General features: G+C 34.6%; 17 protein-coding genes. 9 read left to right on the forward strand and 8 right to left on the reverse strand.

The features are described from left to right. Positions 1-34 precede the first annotated feature (34 nt). From HFD15_RS02450 to HFD15_RS02460, 3 genes are all read left to right on the forward strand, one after another. Positions 35-4,891: a hypothetical protein gene (locus tag HFD15_RS02450; protein WP_167593197.1), complete on the forward strand. Its 4,857-nt coding sequence runs from the start codon at positions 35-37 to the stop codon at positions 4,889-4,891. A gap of 122 nt (positions 4,892-5,013) precedes the next feature. Continuing rightward, on the forward strand, positions 5,014-6,186 hold the full coding sequence (locus HFD15_RS02455) for a DUF916 and DUF3324 domain-containing protein (protein ID WP_023188713.1): 1,173 nt from the start codon (positions 5,014-5,016) through the stop codon (positions 6,184-6,186). A gap of 78 nt (positions 6,187-6,264) precedes the next feature. Further along, positions 6,265-6,576: a helix-turn-helix transcriptional regulator gene (locus HFD15_RS02460; RefSeq protein WP_167593196.1), complete on the forward strand. Its 312-nt coding sequence runs from the start codon at positions 6,265-6,267 to the stop codon at positions 6,574-6,576. Between the two features lie 75 nt (positions 6,577-6,651). Here the strand turns inward: HFD15_RS02460 and queA are convergent, their stop codons facing one another. From queA to HFD15_RS02495, 8 genes are all read right to left on the reverse strand, one after another. Further along, entirely contained in the window at positions 6,652-7,689 is a 1,038-nt protein-coding gene (gene queA / locus HFD15_RS02465; protein ID WP_025016688.1) for a tRNA preQ1(34) S-adenosylmethionine ribosyltransferase-isomerase QueA, read from the reverse strand. 143 nt (positions 7,690-7,832) lie between these two features. Then, positions 7,833-8,957 (reverse strand): site-specific integrase, encoded by a 1,125-nt coding sequence (locus tag HFD15_RS02470; protein WP_167593195.1) that lies wholly within the window; start codon positions 8,955-8,957, stop codon positions 7,833-7,835. Between the two features lie 59 nt (positions 8,958-9,016). Then, positions 9,017-9,226 (reverse strand): hypothetical protein, encoded by a 210-nt coding sequence (locus tag HFD15_RS14245; protein WP_058205805.1) that lies wholly within the window; start codon positions 9,224-9,226, stop codon positions 9,017-9,019. Then, positions 9,219-9,809, reverse strand: coding sequence for a replication protein (locus HFD15_RS02475; protein ID WP_058224393.1), 591 nt, complete (start codon positions 9,807-9,809; stop codon positions 9,219-9,221). The genes HFD15_RS14245 and HFD15_RS02475 overlap by 8 nt, the downstream gene beginning before the upstream one ends. Before the next feature lie 118 nt (positions 9,810-9,927). Next, on the reverse strand, positions 9,928-10,251 hold the full coding sequence (locus HFD15_RS02480; RefSeq protein ID WP_143464162.1) for a hypothetical protein: 324 nt from the start codon (positions 10,249-10,251) through the stop codon (positions 9,928-9,930). A gap of 224 nt (positions 10,252-10,475) precedes the next feature. Continuing rightward, positions 10,476-11,552: a cell division protein FtsK gene (locus HFD15_RS02485; RefSeq protein WP_167593194.1), complete on the reverse strand. Its 1,077-nt coding sequence runs from the start codon at positions 11,550-11,552 to the stop codon at positions 10,476-10,478. Next, the gene (locus tag HFD15_RS02490) at positions 11,552-11,872 is read right to left on the reverse strand and encodes a hypothetical protein (protein WP_058205801.1); all 321 of its coding nucleotides are present in this window, start codon (positions 11,870-11,872) and stop codon (positions 11,552-11,554) included. Before HFD15_RS02490 ends, HFD15_RS02485 begins: the two co-directional genes overlap by 1 nt. Positions 11,873-12,122: 250 nt before the next feature. Next, a complete protein-coding gene (locus HFD15_RS02495; RefSeq protein WP_167593193.1) occupies positions 12,123-13,352 on the reverse strand; it encodes a hypothetical protein in 1,230 nt (409 codons plus the stop codon). Positions 13,353-13,789: 437 nt separating this feature from the next. Here HFD15_RS02495 and HFD15_RS02500 point away from each other — a divergent pair, with 437 nt between their 5' ends. The 6 genes from HFD15_RS02500 (at position 13,790) to HFD15_RS02525 (ending at position 21,573) form a co-directional block, all read left to right on the forward strand. Then, positions 13,790-15,019 (forward strand): hypothetical protein, encoded by a 1,230-nt coding sequence (locus HFD15_RS02500; RefSeq protein ID WP_058205799.1) that lies wholly within the window; start codon positions 13,790-13,792, stop codon positions 15,017-15,019. Positions 15,020-15,084: 65 nt separating this feature from the next. Beyond that, a complete protein-coding gene (locus HFD15_RS02505) occupies positions 15,085-15,594 on the forward strand; it encodes a hypothetical protein (RefSeq protein WP_143464163.1) in 510 nt (169 codons plus the stop codon). A gap of 78 nt (positions 15,595-15,672) precedes the next feature. Further along, positions 15,673-16,677, forward strand: coding sequence for a LacI family DNA-binding transcriptional regulator (locus tag HFD15_RS02510; RefSeq protein WP_058205797.1), 1,005 nt, complete (start codon positions 15,673-15,675; stop codon positions 16,675-16,677). Between the two features lie 412 nt (positions 16,678-17,089). Further along, positions 17,090-18,565, forward strand: a complete 1,476-nt coding sequence (locus tag HFD15_RS02515; RefSeq protein WP_058205796.1) for a glycoside-pentoside-hexuronide (GPH):cation symporter — start codon at positions 17,090-17,092, stop codon at positions 18,563-18,565. Positions 18,566-18,610: 45 nt separating this feature from the next. After that, entirely contained in the window at positions 18,611-20,029 is a 1,419-nt protein-coding gene (uxaC, locus tag HFD15_RS02520) for a glucuronate isomerase (RefSeq protein WP_058205795.1), read from the forward strand. A 125-nt stretch (positions 20,030-20,154) separates the two neighbouring features. Beyond that, positions 20,155-21,573, forward strand: a complete 1,419-nt coding sequence (locus HFD15_RS02525) for a tagaturonate reductase (RefSeq protein ID WP_167593192.1) — start codon at positions 20,155-20,157, stop codon at positions 21,571-21,573. Positions 21,574-21,581: the final 8 nt, after the last annotated feature.

Below are 21,581 nucleotides of genomic sequence, written 5' to 3' on the forward strand. Positions count from 1 at the left end.
TTTTTAGTGGTGAGAAACAAGCAAGGGAGATTTCATGCAAAGAAAATATAAATTTAAACTTGTGACTTTTATAATGTTGCTAGCGTTGGTTTCATCTATGAATTTGGGGGCAATTTTTCAAGGTATTAATAGTGAACCTATTACGGCAACATCTCTTGGGAAGGTGTTATCATCTCAAGAAGTAGGAGCGACAACGTCTAATACTAGTATGAATACCATGCTTAAAAGCGTTGTTCCCACTAGTAGTACTTTTAATGGCGTATCTTTAACTCAGCCTAGTCGCCCAGCTTTAAATATTATACTTCCCACAGAGGCAACCAATGGAACAAGTTTTGGTTATCAGCAAAGTATTTCGGGTTTGCCTAATGTAGCAGCAGGTCAGATTTCTGTTATTCAAGGCGGAAGTACAATCTATAATGTTTCTGGTGTATCGGATCCTAATGTTCAAGCTGCTTTAAGTTTTATTGCTTCGAACGCCTCAAATTCAAATGACTATGTCCTGTTTATTGGCGGTAATGTGACCTTGTCCAATTCTATGGCCAATACAGGCGCAGCAGGAACTTTTTCAGGCTTATCTGGAAAAGTTAAATCACTGACCATTGTTGCCAATACAACTGATAGTCTGACAAGTACACCTAATGTTGCAGCGACAGGAAGTTATACGATTACAACTCCAACAAATAACTATTTTGGTGCCCCAACGGTCTTTCGTAACATTACTGTTGCAGCAACTTATGACAATTTCTACGCTCAGGGTAATTCGATTGCATTTATGCCAGGATCGAACTTCACAGGATCTGGAATTTCAATTTATGGTGGAACAGCTGGAACGTCTAACGTTACAGGTGATACCAATATTTATGTTGCCTCAACTGGTACAGGAACGATGAGTTTTTATGGCGGAAATAATGCAGGCGGAAATATCTCAGGAAGTACCCATGTTTCCATCACAAATGCTTCTGGATTAGGAACGGTTACCGGAGGCAATGCATCTGGCGGTATAATCAATGGCAATACAAATGTATCTGTAACTGGTTTTACTGGTAATGTGGGAAATATTTACGGTGCAGGTGTTGGAACAAGTGCTAGCCCTGTCACTGTAAACGGCAATGTTTATAACAACTGGAATTCAAGCATTGCAGGTGCCTCTTATAATACACGTTATTATGGAGGTACAGCTAACGGTACAGTCAAGGGCACAATTTACAACACATTTAAAGGTCTTGGAAGCTGGAATGGTCAAGAAGGTTACGATGGCGGTAGCGATACAGGTATCGTAGGTCAATCAGGCAACAGTGGGGATGCAATCGTCAATAGTGTAGATACAAGCCAGTTTACAGGCACAGGTCAATACGATTTCGCAGGGGCTGGCGGAGCACAAAACAGAAATTCGGGCACGGTTTATGGTAATATTACCAGTTATGTTAAAACTGGTTTCACTAATGCACCGATTTCTAGTTTCTCTGGTGGATTTGGTCAGGCTTATTATGGCTATACTATCAGTGGAATGCAAAGTAATGCTACGAATGACGCTAATCCCTCATCAGGTGCGGCGATTGCAGCAAGTAATTCTACCATAAAGATTTACGGCAATATCTATTCTTGGGCACAAGGCGGAACATTCTCTACCGGAACCGGAAATAATTACATGCGCGGTGGCGGTTATGGTTATGTTCAAGGAAATAGTATTCTTGAAGTAGGAGATTCAAGCACCGCTCCTGGTGGTAATACAACAGGTGAAAATGGAGTGTCCGATGGCAGCCGCTCGTCTTCAAATCGTACAGGGGTTGGCGGTTCTGGTTTTGTAAATGTTGGCTACGGGACAGCCAATGGTAATACTATTGCGACAAGTAATTTAGCTTATAAGTCAATGACTTCTGGTTATCAGGCTATCAATGCTTCTGACATTGTTGGCGGTGGTGGTACTGAAGGAAGTGATAACTCTTACTGGCAAGTAGGAGATTCTACTACCATTCAAAATAATGATATCGCTCGATGGACTTACGGCGATTGTTTTGGCGGATATCATCAGGGAAATTCTTATAATTTCAACAATGGTGGTATTCAGGATACGCTTGAAGGTGCAGGCTATACCGGTACTCTTTATGGTAACTCTAATACTCAAATGAACAACGGTCAGGTTGACTGGTTTGAATCGGGTGGTTCCTGGAATAACCGAGTAATTCAAGGCAATATGACCAATGTCATTTATAATGGAGTTATCAACGCTATTGCTGGAGGAAATTACGGCTCAGGTGGTGGAAATGTTACTGGAGGGAATTCTGAAGTAGATGTATATGGTGGAGATTTTTCAGGAAATCCACGTACGGGAACCAAACAATTATGCGGTGGTAATTTCTATAATGCCAGCAACACTATTCGAGGAAATTCAACACTCAATCTTGATTTATCTGGTCATACAGGAAATACTTTTAAATTTCCAACAGGTAATACATATCTCTCAGGGGGAAATGGCTATGGCAATACATTAACCAAAGTAGGTTATGGATCAAGTAACGTGATTACCTTGAGTATCAAAACAGGCGATGCGACAGCCAATACATTGGCTTCTGCAATACTTTACGGCGATGGTCAATCTAACGGTAACAGCAACACTTATACTAATGTTGGAACGATTAATATTAATATCCAAAATATGAGTTCGACTACTCCAATGTCAGTAGGTTCAGTTTACGGTACAAATTATACTCAAGCGTTGCAATATAATACTAATATCAACATTTCAGATGGTGTCAATATTAAAGGAAGTGTCAATAGTGGTGGTACAAATGATAACTATCAAACATCAGTAACTACAGGAAAGGCATCAGTCGCTGCTGTTAATCTTGGGGATAATTCATCTCAGTTACCTATTAACATTTCTGGTACACTTGCTAACTTTACGAATGCAAAGATTTCTCCAAACGCTACAGTTAATGTCTCGGGTTCATTTTTAAACGGAAATGGCGCAACAGCGGTAAATCATGCAGCAAGTTACAATACAACTGGGAATTTGATACTAGGAACAAGTTCGACGCTTGCAATCACTTCTTCAAGTTCTCTCATTTCAATTGCAAAGATGACAGTCGGCAGCAATATTACACTCTCGACCCCATATGTTCAAACTTCTGGATTGATTAATCTTTCTGATTTGGATATGTCAACTAATAACGGGAGTTTATTTTGGTCGCCGATAGGAACTGCAACATCTCCAACTAATACTTTTGGCGGAGCTTATTGGGGAACACAAAGGGGATTCCCTGTGTTTACGTTTAATGGTGGAGATACTGCTACAAAATCTGGTGCAGTAAATATTAGTCCTAATAATTTTTCTGGTGTAGATTCAGCAAAAAATTATGCATTTTTAGGAGATTATACAATGTCTTCCCTCTCCACCCCAAGTAATCCAACTTGGATTGGTTATGTTGTTCCAGGGCAGGTACGTGTATATAATACAACTGGTGATGCAGATTCAGGAAATTGGCAACATCATTTAAAATCTAATGTTACAACAGGGAATCCCGTTGCTGGTCAAACGATGCAAGCATGGGCCTCGGTAGCATCTGATACTGATGCAAGTTCTATCAAAGTAATGTATGTGATGGGATATAGTGATAGCACAACAGCTCCCTTTAGCTTCACCGCTAAAGCACCATATTACATAAAATCTAGAACAGCCACGGCATTTGATGGAAAGGTTTTAAATAATTATCCATCAACTAATCCTAATTTTGATGTCAATGCTGGAACTACTGGTGCTACACGTAACTTTGGTACGAGAGACTATTTTGTAGGAAATCAACAAGATGGCACAAACGATCAAGCAATATATGGAAGTTATATTGTACAAAATGTGGCTACTGATAACACCACTAGTCTAAGTGCTGGAAACTATATCCTACCGAATAAAGTTTCTGCAATAAATGCATCATCATTGACTCAAGCACAACTCCAAAAAATTGTTGGTTTAAAAGGAGTGGGTGTAATGACAGATATTACGACGAGTGGTGATCCATTAAGTTCAATAAATAATGCAGGTAATACGATTCAAGATCCTACAACTAGTGATACTAATGTAAAAGATAAATCATATGCAGAAATACCTGTGAGCTGGACTTTGGGAAAAAGTTCTACTAATAGTAATATTGTTGTTGTACCACAGGCAGCAGTTATTTCATCAGATAGCCAGACAGCTCTTAATGTTTATGATGCAAGTATGACAAGTGATGATGCACACGATTTAAAAGATCAAAAAGATCTGGATGGTAATTGGACCTATGCTTTAGCTTTTAAAGCGGATGGAACGATAGAAGAACCAGTGATTAGCAGTCCGTCAAATTTGGTTACAACCTTGCAAACTATACAAGCCAATAATCCAATCATTGACGGAGATGGTAATATTCGTCCTGTTACTTATACTTATAATGGATTATCAAAAGATATTACACTTAATTTAACTTTTGGCTCTATAAGTCTTTCTACACCAAATTCTTACGACTTTGGTACATTAGACGTAAGTCCTAAACCATTAATTTCATGGGCCACAAGTCCTGCCAGTGATGTGGTTGTTACTGACACACGGACAGGTTCTGCCTTGAAGCCATGGTATGTGAGTGTCGCACAAACTCAAGATTTAAAAGGTTTGACAAATAATAATAATTTGGCTTCATATCTTTTCTTCAAAGATAGTACAGGAAGTAAAGTAATTACAAGTGATGCCTTACAGATTTATGCCAATACTTCACCAACTACTGGTACTTTTAAGTTAAATCAAAACTGGAATTCAACCTCTGGTGAAGGAATCCAATTGAATATTCCGGTTGATCATCAAGAGAAGGGAACCTATGAGGGACAATTAACTTGGTCTTTAAATAATGTACCTTCTAATTAGTTGCGTATAGCAATTTTATACAAAGTGGGATTAGTCCTACTTTGTATAACGGACTTATTTTAATTTTATTATAAGATTTTAATCAAAATACTACAGAGATGTAGTTCTAGAAAGAGAACATAATGAAAATTTATCAAAAAGTTTTACTGTTCATTGCCACTATCTTTACTTTAGGGACTGTCAGTAAAGAAGTTCATGCAAATGAATTTAATTTTTCTGTGAACCCGGTTCTTCCAGAAAACCAAATTGGCGAGAGCGGATACTTTAATTTACAAATGAGTCCAGGACAATCGCAAACTTTGACGATTACTCTAAAAAATACTACTGACAAAACAGTAGTGGTTGAAGAAGAAATAGCTAGTGCGACAACAAATATTAACGGTGTGGTTGAATACTCACCAAATAAAATTAAAGCAGATTCAACACTAAAGTATAATCTAGTAGACTATGCCTCAATTCCAAAAGAAGTATCACTACAACCAAACTCTTCACAGCAAGTAAAAGTGAGTGTTACTATGCCAAAGGAAAATTTTAATGGTGTAATTGCTGGTGGAATTACTTTTAAAGAGAAGGACTCAGAGAAAACAAATTCCAATTCTAAGGGATTAAGTATTCAAAATAAATATGCTTACGTTGTTGCTTTACTGATGCAACAAAATAAAAATACTGTTGCGCCTGACTTGAAATTAAATAGTGTAGAGCCTAGTCAGGTTAATTATAGAAATGTAATTAATGCCAATTTACAAAATCCAATGGCTGGATATCTAAATCAAATGTATGTTCAAGCAGAGGTCAAAGGTTTAAGTAATTCTAAATTATCTTATAAGGCAAACAAAGAGATGCTGCAAATGGCACCAAATAGTAATTTTGATTATCCTGTTTCTATTGGTGATGGAAATAAGCTTGAAGCGGGTAAGTATCGTCTATCGATGACAGTATATGGGCAAAAAAATAATGACGGAAAGTTCACTTATGTTGATTCAAAAGGAAAAGAACAAAAATTTGATTATCAATGGAAATTTACAAAAGACTTTACAATATTAGGTAAAACAGCAAGTAAATTAAATTCAAAAGATGTAACTGTTAAGAAGACTCCTTGGTATGAAAATTGGCTTATCTGGTTAGGTTTATTATTAATTCTTTTAGCTCTTTTCTTCTTGTTCTTTATTTTATGGAAGAGACGTAAAAAAGAAGAAGAGGAGCAAGATTTAGAAAAAGAAAAATTAAAAGCTCAACTTGAAGAAATGAGAGAGCAAATAAGTAAAGAAGATAATTCTGATGAGACAGACGTTTAGGTTCTACTTAGATTTTTGAATCATGATTTACATTTATTAAAGTTAAGTAAAAGTAAAACAAATTGCAGGAGGTTTTTTATGGCCGAGAATCAGCTATTCTACCCACGGTTAGAAGAATCAATAAGAATATCAAAAAAGTCTTTTAATCAAGTTGAAAGAGATCTAGGATATCCTAGAAATGCGCTTCATAATTATAAAAACGGTGTGGAACCTTCGGGAATTCGATTGATTGAATTGGCACATTATTTCGGAGTAACACCTGAGTATTTGCTAGGAATAAACAATGACCCAAAAAATAATGGAACTAGAATTATTTTTGAAAGTCTTAATGATTATCAAAAAAAAGATTTATGCATTATTTGTCAAGAATGGTTGTTGTCTTCAAAATAGAGTAAAGAGAGTATAAACTATAAATAAAAAAGCCTCATAAGGCTTTTTTATTTATAAAAATTAATTAGAATTTAATTATTTTTTGGGGCGAACGAACATTGCATCCCCAAAACTGAAGAAACGATATTTTTCATCAATCGCATGTTGGTAAGCGTCAAGAACAAAATCACGGCCAGCAAAAGCAGCGACTAACATGACCAAAGTTGATTTTGGTAAATGGAAATTGGTGTTAAAAGCATCAACAACTTTCCATTCATAGCCAGGTTTAATGAAAATGTCAGTCCAGCCAGAATCGGCTTGGATATCCCCATCAAATTTACTACCGATGGTTTCCAAAGTACGGATTGATGTTGTTCCAGAAGCAACAATTTTGTGTCCACTAGCCTTAACAGCTCTCAATTGAGCAGCCGCCTCTTCAGTTAGACGATAAAATTCGCTGTGCATTTGATGCTCATCAACATTATCCACACTGACAGGACGAAATGTTCCCAAACCAACATGAAGTGTTAATTCAACAATTTCGACTCCTTTGTCAGCAATTTTTTCTAACAATTCAGGTGTATAATGTAGGCCAGCAGTTGGAGCAGCAGCAGAACCATTCTCTTTTGCAAAAACTGTTTGATAACGTTCTTGATCTTCGAGTTGTTCGTGGATATAAGGAGGAAGTGGCATTTCGCCTAAGCTTTCCAAGATTTCAAGGAAAATTCCATTGTATTTGAATTCGACAATTCGTCCACCATGATCAAGAACTTCTACAACGACAGCTTTCAAACGACCATCACCAAAAACGACTTCCTCACCAACTTTCATTTTGCGAGCTGGTTTTGCCAATGTTTCCCAACGATTTTGCCCCATATCTTTAAGCAAGAGGAGTTCAATATGTCCACCTGTTTCAGCGCGTTCACCGTGGAGACGGGCTGGGAGTACTCTTGTGTTATTTAGGACAAGAGCATCGCCAGCTTCAAGTTCATCAATAATATTATAGAAATGTCTATCTTCAAGCTCTTCAGTTTTAGGATCAAGAATCAACAAACGTGATTCAGAACGTTTTTCCAAAGGCGTTTGGGCAATCAATTCTTCTGGCAAATCAAAATCAAAATCATTTATATTCATAAGTTGTTTTTTTATACTACTCAAATCGTATCAAATCTATTCATATCAATGTTTTTGCCATTGATATGTTTTTTATACTACTCTAATATTCTCTTATTTTCGTTGTGCTAGGGGAAACTCTGGGGAAGCTTTTTTTGGTTTACCTAAATAACAATCTTATCAAGTTTTTCAGCTGTTTCATCTTGTATTTTCTTAGAAACGTGACTATAAATCCTTAAAGTCGTACTTTCTTGAACATGCCCCACTCGTGCCATAGTTGCTTTTATAGGAACATTCAATTCTGCAAGAAGTGTAATATGAGCATGCCTTAACATATGATTATTAAATTTACGCTTGGGGTTTTCTCCCAATGCTTTAGTACAGACACTTTTTATAAAACTAAAACAACTTGCTTGCTGAAGAGGATTACCATTTCTATTAGTGAATACAAAATTAAAGTCAAGTTGATGATTTAAAAACCATTCGATTATTTCTATTGAACGAGGATTTAAGTGAATCTCACGTCTTGAACCTCTATTTTTAGGAGGATATAATGTTCTAGAACTATTAAGTGTAGCCTTAGTATCTATGACGTGCTTAATGCTTAACTTTTTATTATTAAGGTCAAGGTCAGTTACCTGTAAACCGCCGACTTCTTCAAGCCTCATTCCAGTTAAAAAAAGAAATTCCATAATTAAAGTATGCCGTATGTCACGTTTAGCGCTTTTGCAATAATTAAGGATTCTACGTAGCTCATCACGGCTTAATCCTTTATTTTCTTCAAATTCGATATCTATCAAGTTTTCTCTTGATTTAGGTAAGAGAATACTATTAATAGGATTTTCAGAGATATACTTCATTTTAGTTGCGAAATTAAACAAACTATATAACACAGCTTTTTTATGCTTTATAGTCTTCAGTTTCCAACTATTACTAAAAAGATAATCCTGTATATTAAGTTGATTAATATTTTTAATTTCCCACTCATTAAATTTAAGAGAAAAATCTTTAATTGCAGAAATGTAGCTTTTATAAGAAGTTGAAGAAATACTTTTTTTCATGGTTTGTAGCCACTTTTCTTTAACAACTGAAAAAGGTGTGAAATTGGTAATAAGATTATCTTTTTCCTTTTTCAATAGAATTTTTTCTTCCAGTAATTCTTTGGCTCGGGCTTTCATAACTTTAGTTTTAGAAGGTAGAGTAATTTGAACTTTTTGAGTTTTTCCTTTCTTGTCAACATATTTTTGAGTGTAACGGACTTGTCCGTTTTTTAATTGTTTTATATACATAGTATACCTCAGTTCTTTAAAAAAATTGAAGCATACAGCATGCTTCAATTATAACATTTTTAGAGAAGTTTAGATGATTTCGATTGTAAGAACGTTTCATAACCTGTTATAGAAATTAATACACGTTTGTAGGAAGGACGGAGTACAAAGGGTTTGAAATTTTTTGAACTTCTCATTTCAGCAATATCTTTATCTATTGTCTTAATAGGTACAGAAAATATTTTTGAAATTTCCTTTTTTGTACCATATTTGCATAAAGTATCATTCATTAAATTTTTCTTTCTGTTTTTTTGTTTGGAAATTGAATCGTTTTGAATCAAGATAAATTTTGAAAAAATAACTCTTATCAAAAACAAATTGTAAAAAGTGGGGGTAGTGTTCCGCAATTAAATCGGTAAAGTCCGCAAATTCTTGGACCTCTGAATCTCTCATGACTTGATAAAGTTGCCCCAGTAAATCAGGGCTATTCTCCGTAAGGAATTGTTCAAGGTTGAAGCCACAGCCACTTTCAATTTCATTGATATCGTATTTTATTTTATCAGGGTTTTCTGCATGTGTGAAATAATCAAACATGCCTTTGGGGGACATTACGACTTCCACGTGTGAAGGGGCATTTAATTTCTCTGAAACGAGGTCGGATACTTGTGTGTAGCTTTTGAGTGATTCAAAAAACAAAGCACCGTGTTTATGTGATTTTTTAAATTCGCCAGTTGTTGAATTGATATCTTTATCATGCCAAGGACTAAGTATAAAAGGAATGTGGAGATCTTCAAGCCTTTCCAGATAATCCTCAGGAGTGGATTCCTGATAAATTAAGAAAGCCCACTTGTTCGAACGTTTCTCTTTTTTCATAATTTTCTCATTTCTTGATTAATGATTATTGATCTATTGGGGGTCGTAGTAACCCCAATAGAATAACTTAGAAGTGGCGCTCTGTGGCTTTCACGTTGTGAGCCACAGCGCCACCCTATTATTTTCTTGTTCCGATAAGCCAAAGTCCGTTTTTATGGCGTTCAAACTCAGAGAAGAAATAAGCGGTGTTACGGGATGAAAGTTCTTCTTTAATTTGCCCTTCAACTGTTTTTAAAAGTTTTTGTCCTTGTTGAGTGTGAGGCACTTTAATTAAAACAGCGACTTGGTGTTGGGTAATATCAATCATTGATTTTCGCATAGATCGATTAAACTGAGCAGTAATAGGGTTTGGGCTGTGAGTGTTAGAGTTCATCTTGATTTTAGAGACCTCTTGTTGGTATAAGAAATGGCGTAATTGAAGGGTTTGGATGATCGATTTCATAAGGTTTATCGGGGCATCTTTAAGGATCCGTGAGAAGAGTTCACATAAGGTGAGACCAAGGAGTATTGTACCTAGTAGAAGGCTAAAATACTCTAATCCAAGGGATAGACTTGTTCCATCCGCTTCCTTTAAACTCTTGATGAACTGTCCAAGGATAAAACAGCACAAGGTAAGCCAAAAGAGGGGGAAACTGAGTGACAATCTTTTCATAAAGGATGTTTTTTTCATAAAATTCCTTTCTTGGTAGAGTAGGTGGGGCAGAGTAAGGGAAGGACTTGATAAGGATGTTCATTGTCAATCACTTGAATTAAGCCGGTTCCCACTCCAATTGGAATGACAATCCCTTCAGGATTAAGATCTGGAAAAAGGAACTGAACCGTTTTATGATTAATGTTACCAACCTGAATCAAGACACTGAGTTGTTCCCGAACCGACACAGGGATAGAATTATAATCAAAGCGTTGTGAAACAAGAAGAAGATGGACTTTCGTTGCTCTTCCCAATAAAGCGATTTGTGAAAGAAGGGAGAAAAAGGCTTCTTTAATGGCTTTGTTCGTTCCTTCTGAGAGTGCTAAAACTTCATCGATGACAAAAGTAAGATGAGTAAATGGGTGCTGAGGATTGTCATAAAGTAGGCGTTGCCGTTCAAGGATCAAGTTTAATCCCTGACTTAATGTCTCATTGATTTCAGATACAAAATCAGACTTTGAGCGGTTGGGGTTAGGATGGATGACAGGGACTTGATTTTCTCTTGCCCAACGTGAGGGAGTATCAAATTTAGGGTCAATGATGATGAGCTCGGAAATTGGTTTTAAAAGGCTCAGAAAGTAAGTCAAAGCATAAGATTTTCCTGAACCTGAATTTCCTGCGATGGCAATAGAGGTAACTTTTTCATAGTCTAAGACCAAATTTTCCATGAGGGGTAATCGTGTCCCTTTGTTGCGCTGGACAAAATCATCTAAATCCTTGATAATGAGCCGTTTTGAAATCCCTTTTTTCCATGGGAAAAAGAAGGCACGTTGGACATGAATGTCCTTAGTATCCAAGGGAATAAAGTAAGCAGAGTTTTGTTTTAAAAGCGTGTAGATAGGGTAGAGTGATGCATTGGCAATCAAAAAAATCTGTTGATAGAGTTCGCTATCTACGATATAGCCTGCTGGAAGACGAGGGATAAAGAGAAAGCCTTCATTCTCCACTTTGATATTAAAACTATTGGTGTAACTGGTTTCACCTTGGATCTGACTGGCAAGTGCCATGTTCAAACTCTGAGTAAGGTATGATTCCAGCGATTGCTTATCCATTATTTGACCTCTTTCACACTTAAAGCTTTAAAGTAGACGTTATAGCCGACCTCACAAGCTTGTAGCTCTTCAAAAGTAACCAATGCTAGGAAATCAGGAAGTTTCACATTTTTTTCAAACTTGACTTCAAAAGGAGGGAGTCCTGATTGAGCGAACCATGCCTTATAAGCCACCACTTCCTCTGTTCGGACTTTATCTATAAATTTGAATTGAGGGGTTAACTCTAGGCTTAGAGAATGAATGGATTTTGAAGCGTCCACAATTTGTGAAGCAAGGTTTGAAGTATAGCCGCTTTGGCGTTTAAGTGAGTTGGTTTTCATAATGAAATTTTTCCTTTCAGGTAAGAAGCAGAATATCGCATTATTCTACTTAGAGAATCATCTGAATCATGATTCAGATGGCAGGCAACCACCAAATTCTTTGCGATGAATTTGATAACTTTATTCTACGTTAGAAAGAAGGTAAAAATATCTATAGGATTGGACTTATTTTTTGAACTTTTGAACACCAAATTAATTACTAAAATTACACCTATAAAAAAAGAGCAAATTTGCTCTTTTTCATTTTTTCTTAAATAGCGAAATCACTAAGCTCCTTCCACACAATGAGATTAATAAAGTGATTTTGAATTCCGACTAAGTTATCAATCATTCCTTCAATATCCTCGTTAATTCTCTTTTGAAAGAGATGGGTGGCCTGGAGATTAACGGATAGAATTCCTGGTATTTTTTGTTCAGAGAAATTAAGGAAATGGCACTCGTTCATAAAAGGGGGGAGATCTAAGAGGTTATCAATAAAATCTTCAATCGTAATTTTTTGAATTCCTTTCCTAAAGGGAGTACTTAAATCTGTGATTCCCTCTATTCCCTCAAAAATATTTTCTTCTTCAATTTTTTTGAAATCTTTTTCATAAACAGGAGCTTTAATTTTAGAAAGGAAATCTACCCATTTGTCCGCAATATCTTTGACCTGTTTTTCTTGTTTTTCTTTATCCGCTATTGGCTCTGTCCGATAATGTTTTGTAGGTGGAAAATACACATCCAATGGAATATTTGTGAGATAAGATTCAGGAAGGTCTGAAACTAAAAACTCATCTATGAGTGCCTTGACCATATAGCCTATTTTAAAAATGCTATTTTTCTTTAACTTTTTAACACACTCAGGGATAATTAATTCTGAAAAATCATGATTAAGCCAGTCGTTGACCTTTTTATTAATTCGGTTATAGTAGAATTTATCGTCTTGTTCGTTAAACACTGAATATATGACTTTTTCGTTGAATGAAGCTAAAAATCTTTCTTTACACAGTTGCCATAGAATAGTGGACATTGTCAAAAAATCAATTGGATTCTCTTCTATCTGTGATTGAGGAGTTTCTTTTCTTAGGTCATACCACCTTCCAAAATCCGCAAAGGTATAGTAAAGGGTAAGGAGTGAATCTTTAACCTTTTGAGATGGAGTACTTTTAGGTGGCTTAATTCTTAATCGCTCTCTTAAGTCAGAAGGCATAAGAGAGGAAGAGAGTTCAGAAAAGAGAAAGGTCACTAGTTTTTCTAAGTCTATCCCTTCTCCAAAGATGAGGGATACTTTGGAGAGAGAAAAATAATTAGAATAGGTGTCCAAGAGTGTATCAGAAATGAAATTTCCACTCCGAGGAACCTCTCCTTTTTCAATTCTCAAAATTGCGGCTTTTTGTCCGTTAGCAATAAGATCAGGAGGAAGGTTAGAGTGTTCATTTTTTCTTAAATCCCTTAAGCGGGAAGCGATGGTATGAGTTAAATGTTTTTGTAAATCAATCATATGACCTCAATTCTATTTAGCTTGCACAACTAAATATCAGTTTTTCTGATATTATATAATAAAAAATAGAATATTTCAATGAAAAAATCAGAAAAACTAATAAAAGAGCAAAGGGATAACATTCAAAAGAGGAGATTTGTTGTAAATAGAACACAGAAAGAGAGGCATTAAAAAGTTTTTAAGAAACAATGTACTATATTCTTATAAAATGTCCACTTCAATGCTTTACTTTATTTAACAATAGCTATTTTTGATTATGATAAGTGATATTTTGATAATTATAGTCTATATTTTCTGGTTTTTTAACTTTATTCTAAGCCTTAATAAACGTTTGTAAAATTTAAGTAAACGCTGTATAATTATTGCGAAGTATCTTAAATAGTGGTCATAGTGTCATTTATAAACGCTTATAGGTTTAGAAAGAGTAGGAATATATAATGAAGAGTTATGAAGGTCAGGCAACAAGTGTTTTGCATACTAATGGATTTAATAAAATATATCCATCTGTATTAGGAGTTTTACGTTTTTCCAGAGAGCTTAATGTCATTAAATTAAAAAAAGCGATTGCCCGTCTAAGTGAAACTATTCCCCAAATATTTTGCCGTTATGAAATTAAAGATAATCGTTTCTATCCAGTGGTAACTGATATAAATGAAGTTTTTCATGAATTATCATTCGATGAGAATCCATATGATTTTTCTTTAGACTTTCAAGAAAAACCTCAACTTCAAGTTTTTTATCAACCTTATCAAAAAGGATATCAGCTTATTTTTATAGTAAGTCATATTTTTTCTGATGGAGCAGGTTTAAAACAAATTATGTCACACCTAGTAAATCTTTATAATGAACCTGAAATTGCTACTCAAATAAATCATCAAAATTTACGTTCCGTATTAGATAATCTACCTAATAAAACTTTTACCTTACCGTCTAAAGCTAATCATCCTGATGTAACTTTAGAATTGCCTTTTCCTGAAACAGATTTAGTAAAATATAGTGATGTCCATCAGGTTATATATCCCCAGGTTAAGTTCTTAAAAGTTCATGAAAAATCTAAAAAGATAGGTTTTACAATAAATGATATTTTGTTAACAGCATATATGAAGATGTTAGCCAAGTATAATCCCAAAGCTGAGAACATACCTCTTTCTTGCCCGATTGACACAAGACAGTTCTTACAAGAAAACGAAAAGCAGAAACTATACATTGGAAACTTTACCGCTCGTTATTCACCCAAACCGTCTGTTAAATTTGAAGAAAGTTTTATTACCTCTTGTCGGAAAGTAAATGAAGAAATGACAGAATTAAAAAAGCAGTATCAATTTTTAGAATCTACTCTTACATTAATTGATAATTATGAAAGTAAACCACTTGATGAATTAAGAAAAATTGCAGATGAAAACTATCATATAAAAGATATTTCCTATACAAATATGTCCTATTTCAAAAGTGAAAAATATACTTTTTTAGGAAATACACTAATTGATTGTTTTACGTCAGGTGCTTTCAGACAAGCTCCAATGTTTCAAATTTGTTTTTCAACATTTGAAGGTCGTTTAAATTTGGTAGCTAATGTAATTGGAGACCAAATCCAACATGAATTTGCAGTGAAATTTTTAAATGAAACTATTGACCAGTTAGACAATTTCTTGAAGAATGATTTATAAGATAATAAATATTTATTTTTTATTTATTTATTTGCAGTTTTATAAAAGTCAAATTGATACAGATTTTGGAAAATGTAAAAATATTAGAAAAAAGGGAAAAAATGAATTATATATTTAGTGGAAAACCTACGATCGAAGATCATCTCAAGATGGTACAGCGTTTGTCCAATAGAACGACCTTTTTGTTTTTAATCGGAGGTCTTATTATTGGAGAAGTAATTTTTACTTTTTTTAAATGGTCTGTATTACTATTAATAATCTTTGCTGTGTTTTATGTACTAATAGTAGTATTAAACTATTTTGTTTTTGTGCCTTATAGAATAAGAAAAAAATATAAAGAAAATAGTTCTATCAATCAAAAGCGTTGTTTTTCTTTTGGTGATGACATAGAAATTGAATTTCCTATATATAAAGTTGTTTACTATGACGACGCAGTTTACATTATTTCAGAAAATAATCAAGCAATGATAGTAAAAAGAGAATGGTTAGAATCTGGGAAATCATGGGAGGAGTTTATTCACTTTATAGATCATAAAGTGGTGCCAAAAATTACTCCGAAAATTTATAGAAGATAATTTAAAAAATATTTTTTTATTAATAGAATTTTATATTATAAAATTCTATTTTTGTTGATTTGGTGTATAATTACTGATATGAAGAAAAAAGTAACGATTAATGATATTGCTAGTATCTCGAAAGTTTCTAGAACAACAATTTCAAGATACCTCAATGGCAAATATGAAAACATGTCTGATAAAACTCGTCAACGTATCGAACAAGTAATTACAGAACTGGATTATCGTCCAAGTAGACAAGCTCGATTTTTAAAATCACAGAATTCCTCACTTATTGGTATTGCAGTTGGAGATATTTCAAATTTTTATACCTCATTGCTTATTAAAGGAATATTGAATCGTCTAAAAACAACTCAATATCATTCTTTGATTATGGATTCTGATTTAAGTCGAAGTCTAGAGAAGAAAAATATCGCAAAATTGATTGATGAACAAGTAGACGGCATGATTATCCAACCAATTGGTGCAACATCTGAAGAATATAAGCAAATTAAGGAGGCTTTTCCAGTCGTTCAAATTGACCGATTTGTTGAACCACTTATTTGGCCAGCTGTAGCTTCTGATAATTTTGAGAAGTCAAAAGAACTTACAGAGTTAATAATTGAAAAAGGATATCAGAGAATTATCGTTGTTTCACCACCAGTAATTCATTCGACACCACGTATTGCAAGGTATGAAGGATTAATTGAAGCTATAACAAATACTGATGTAGAAATCAAAGAAATTATTGCTCCGGAAGCCAAAAATTTAGATGTTAATGATAATTATTGGGAAGCAATAACGGAAATGCTCAATGATGACATAAAAACAGCAATTTACACATTTAACGGACCACTTTTATATGGCTGTCTAAAATTTTTAAAGGAGAAGAAGCTACGAATCCCCCAAGATATAGGATTAGTAGGATATGATGACGAATCTTTTGGAGAAGTAATGGGACCTGGAATTACTGCAATTGAACAAAATTTGGTAGAAATTGGATTTCAAGCCATGGATAGGCTGTTAGAAGCCATCGAAAACAAAACTTCAAAACTAGAAATTACCACTATAGAATCAAAACTTATCAAAAGAAATTCTTTATAAGATAAAGGTCACTACAAATAGTGGCTTTTTTTGTACAAAAAAGCAAAAAGTGTCCAAAAAGTCCATGTGAAAAAAACTATTGCAAGAAAATGAAAACGGATACTTTGAACTTTCTGTTACTTTGATTGTGAAAATGTAAAAGATGTTTTACTAAATTTGTGCTTGAATGTCAAAAATAAAATGCTATACTTTAGTTAACCGATTACGGGAATCGGTTAACTAAAAGTAGTAAGAATCACATCTACAAATAGATAGCATAACCATCCTAAGAATAATAAATGTATAAACCTCAAAGAAAGTTCCATTTCGTTTTTATAAAATAACGAAATATTATTTGGAGCTAAAAATTTATGTGATGTCAGTCTCTTCGAGACTTGCAGATAATTTTTAATTATTAGGAGGTACTTATTAAATGAGTACAATCACCGTTCACCCTGTTGAATCAAAAAAATTAGCAGGAACTCCACAAAATGCTGCAGTAAATACTGGGAGTCATTTTGATAGCAGAATTCCAACACACCAGCAGCTCTTGTATGGTTTCGGAGATTTTGGTAATGGGTTTATGTTTGACCTTGGTCAGGCTTACTTGACCAAATTCTGGATTGATGTTGTTGGAATAGGTCCAAGTACTGTTGCTGCCATCTTCTCATTGACAAAGATTTGGGATGCCTTTATGGATCCAATTGCAGGGTCAATCATTGATGGACGTAAATCTGGACCACGTGGAAAGTTCCGTCCAGTGATGATGATTTCAGCAGTCTTACTCGGAATCATGACAGTGGTTACTTTCTATATGCCAAGTGGTTTAAATATGTCACAAAAAGTGATTTATGCATTTGCAGCTTATATGATTTGGGGACTTATTTATAGCTTTACTAATGCCCCATATGGTTCCCTTGCTTCGGTAATGTCACGTAACCCTCAAGATCGTAGCTTAATGGCAACTGCTCGTCAAGTTGGTTCTGTAGGCGCACAGTTTATATGTGGTGTAGCGTTTGTTCCGTTGATGCTTGTTATGAGTGGTGGGAAGGCTAATGATCATGGTTACTTGATTACTACCGCAATTTTTGCCGCTATTGGTGTTGCGATGTTTGCGATTTGTTACTTTGGTACAAAAGAAAATGTTACGGTTCATCGTGATCCAAATGCTAAAGTTCTTGATTTTAAGACTTATGCAAAGGTAGTATTCACAAACGGTCCTTTAGGAGCGATTGTATTAATGACTTTGTTTACCATTTCAGCAATGAATACAAACAACGCCATGATGATTTTCTATGCGCAATATAACTTGCATAATGTTGGTTTAACACCTATTCTTAATTTCTTCAATATGGGCTGTGCAATTATTGGTGTATTCATGATTCCTACTTTGGTTAAACATTTTGGTCAACGTAAAGTATTGGTAACAAGTTTCGCTATTGGTGTTTCTGCTAATTTGATCAACTTCTTACTTCCAGATAATGTCATTACTTTCACAATTTTTGTATCAATAGGTTATGCTGCTCTTGCAATTCCAAACGGTATCACATGGAATATGGTTTCAAATGCCATTGACTATGGGGAATGGAATACAGGAATGCGTCGGGAAGCAATTACCTATGCAGCATTTAACTTCTCACGTAAATTGGCTCAGTCTCTTGCAGCAATTATCTCAGCTGGTGTACTTGCCGCTACAGGATATGTCGCAGGACACGCCGATGCTTCTGCCCTTCAAGGTATTCGCTCAGTTATGACTTTATACCCCGCTGTTGCATTATTATGTGCCGGTTTAATCATTTTCTTCCTTTATCGTTTGACTGATGAACGTTTTAAAGAAGTGGCAATAGATCTTGATAATGGATGTTGGAAAAACGGTAAGATTGGTGAAACTAACGCACTCAAAAAATAATTAATTAGATTAGATTAGAAATAAACAATTTAAGGAGATATTAAAATGGAACTTTTAGCAGAGGATTTTCTCTTAGAAAACGAAATGGCGAAAACATTATTTCACAATTATGTTAAGGATATGCCGATCATCGATTTTCACTGTCATTTAAATCCTAATGAGATTTATGAAAATAAAAACTACGAAAATATCACAAAGATTTGGTTGAATGAAGGAACTTACGGGGATCATTACAAATGGCGTTTGATGCGTGCAAATGGTATCCCCGAAAAATTAATTACTGGCGATGGTGATGATTTCGATAAATTCATGGCTTGGGCTGAAACTATTGAAAAATCACTTGGCAATCCTCTTTATGAATGGACTCACCTTGAACTCCGTCGGTTCTTTCATATTAATGAAACTTTTAACAGTAAAACAGCACCTAAAATTTGGAAGAAAGCCAACGCTTTGTTGCAAACAGAGGATTTTAAACCACGCAATTTGATTAAAAATTCAAATGTTAAAGCAATTTGTACCACAGATGACCCAGCAGATGATTTACACTTACATAAATTAATTGCAAGAGATGAAGAAAAAGATGGCTTTAAAACATTGCCTGCTCTTCGCCCAGATAAATTGATTCATATTGAACTTCCAACTTATGCAGAATATATGACAAAACTAGGTAGTGCTGCAGGGGTTGAGATAAAAAACTTTGCGGATATTGAAAAGACAATGCACCAACGTTTTGAATTCTTTACTTTAATGGGTGGAGCTTTATCAGACCATTCATTAGAAACTTTCCATTTTGAAGAAGCAAGTCAAGCAGAAGTTGATATAATTATTTCGAAATCTTTGAATAATGAAGTATTAACTCAAAATGAAGTAAATCGTTATGTCACAGCTTTGCTTGTACTCTTGATGAAATTGAACAATGAATTCGACTGGACTATGCAATTTCATATTAATTCAACTCGCAATTTGAATAAACCAATGTTTGAAAAAATTGGTGCTGATACAGGTTATGACATGATTGGAACGCAACCTGATATTGTCGATAGCATACAAAAACTTTATACCAAAGCTTGTACAGAAGGGTTCATTCCTAAGACAATCTTTTATTCACTTAACCAAAATGACTGGTTACAACTTGCAACATTGATGCAAAGCTTCCAAGGTGGAACAGTCCAACGTTTGCAACTTGGTGCTGGTTGGTGGTTCAACGATACAGCTGAATACATGAATAAACAGTTGACTGTTTTTGCTCAACAAAGTCTATTACCAAATTTTGTAGGTATGCTGACCGACTCACGGAGCTTCCTTTCCTATCCGCGTCATGAATATTTTCGCCGCGTCCTTTGTAACTTCTTTGGACGCTTGGTAGAACAAGGTCGTGTACCAAATGATGAAGCTATTCTTGGTAAAGTTGTTCAAGATATTGCTTACAATAACGCACATGATTATTTTGGATTTTTTAAATAAAAAAAGTTTTGAGAATTAGACTAATTTACCCGAAAATCTTTTTTAAGGTTTTCGGGCTTAGTCAGTGTAAAAATAGTTTCTATTAGGAACTATTTGACTCAATAAATATAGAGAGTAGGTTTTGTATGAAAAACATAAAAGATTTAGAGATTAACAAAGAAAATTATCCTGTTAAAGTGATTCAATTTGGTGAAGGTAACTTTTTGAGAGCCTTTATTGAGTGGCAAATTCAACAAATGAATAATAAAGGGTTGTTTAAAGGTTCAGTTGCTGTTGTTCAACCTATTGAGCGTGGAATGATTGACTGTCTTGAGGAACAAAATAATAATTATACGGTTGTTCTTGAAGGGCTCTTAGAAGGTAAAAAAATTCAAAGTGATGAAATTATTAGCGTTATTGATTGTACAATCAATCCTTATAAGGATTTTGAAGATTATTTAAAACTGGCCGATATTGAAAGCGTAGAATTTATTTTCTCTAATACAACCGAAGCGGGTATTACTTATGATGCTAATGATAAACTGGAGGATAAGCCAGCAAAGACTTATCCTGCTAAATTGACCCAACTCCTTCATCGTCGTTTTAAAAATGGTATGTCTGGTTTTCAGATTATTCCTTGTGAATTGATTGAGCACAATGGTGTTAATTTGAAAAAAATTGTTTTGCAATATGCTCAACTTTGGAATTTGGGAGAAGAATTTGTTGCATGGATTAATGCTGAAAATAATTTCTATTCAACATTAGTTGATCGGATTGTTCCTGGTTTTCCTCATGATAATAAAGAAGAAGTTTTTGCAAGAATTGGCTATGAGGATAATATGTTGGTTAAGGCTGAAGCTTTTTTACTCTTTGTTATCGAGGGGAATAAGAAACTTGAGGAGTTACTACCTTTAAAAAAAGCGGGCTTGAATGTTATTGTAACTGATGATATGCAACCATACCGTGAACGTAAAGTGCGTTTGCTTAACGGACCACATACGACGATGACTCCTTTAGCTCTACTTGCTGGTGTTGATACAGTTGGTGATGTAATGAAAGATGATGATTTCTCACAATTCATCAATGATGAAATGTATGATGAAATTTCACCGATGATTGCTCTACCAAAAGATGAGTTAACAATGTATATTGAAGCAATCAAAGAACGTTTTAACAATCCTTTTGTCCGTCATGAATTGACTTCTATCGCTTTGAACAGCATATCTAAATGTGAATATCGTTTGTTACCAACGATTATTCAAAATATTGAACGAACTGGTAAAATTCCAAAGCGTATTACACTTGCTTTTGCAGCTTGGCTTTATATCTACGGACCTTACGGCCAAACCACAGTTGAACCTCAAGATACATCTGATGTGATGGCAACTCTTGAAGAAATGAAAAAATCAAATGATTATGTCACAGCTGTTTTGGGCTATGAAGCATTTTGGGGCATTGATTTGACTAAATATCCAGAACTTGTAGCACAAGTGAAGCAAAATATTGAAGATATCCAAAAAATTGGAACTCGTGCACTCGTTCAAAAAAATAATGAAAGTAAATAATTAATAAT

The sequence above is a fragment of the Lactococcus sp. EKM203L genome (assembly GCF_011800585.1).
Taxonomy (GTDB): Bacteria; Bacillota; Bacilli; order Lactobacillales; family Streptococcaceae; genus Lactococcus; species Lactococcus lactis.